Source organism: Idiomarina aminovorans (assembly GCF_023155095.1).
GTDB classification, from domain to species: domain Bacteria; phylum Pseudomonadota; class Gammaproteobacteria; order Enterobacterales; family Alteromonadaceae; genus Idiomarina; species Idiomarina aminovorans.
This window is the reverse complement of record NZ_JAKNDA010000039.1, coordinates 1-255: the sequence shown is the minus strand read 5'-3', so window position 1 is coordinate 255 and position 255 is coordinate 1. Positions and strand designations below refer to the sequence as shown.

General features: G+C 52.9%; 1 protein-coding gene. It reads right to left on the bottom strand.

Annotated elements, in window-relative coordinates:
- Positions 1-255: hypothetical protein (locus L8G48_RS13415; RefSeq protein ID WP_248265094.1), on the bottom strand; the 255-nt coding region annotated here is incomplete at both ends.

The window sequence follows — 255 nt, the reverse complement described above, 5'->3', positions numbered from 1 at the left end:
CTGTACCGGTAACGGCGATCGTTTGCCCTGCTTCTTCCGCGTTGATCACATCATCGCTGGTGATGTTATTCACATTGACGTTACCCTGCTCGGCACTGGTGTCTAAGGTTGCGTTGTCGGTTACGCTACCCTCGTTTCCGGCTTCATCGGTCACCGTCATGGTCACGGTTAATTCACCGTCGGTCAGCGTACTCAGATCTTGTCCCGAAACGGTAACGTTACCCGCATCATCAACGTCAATGTCGTTCGCATCGA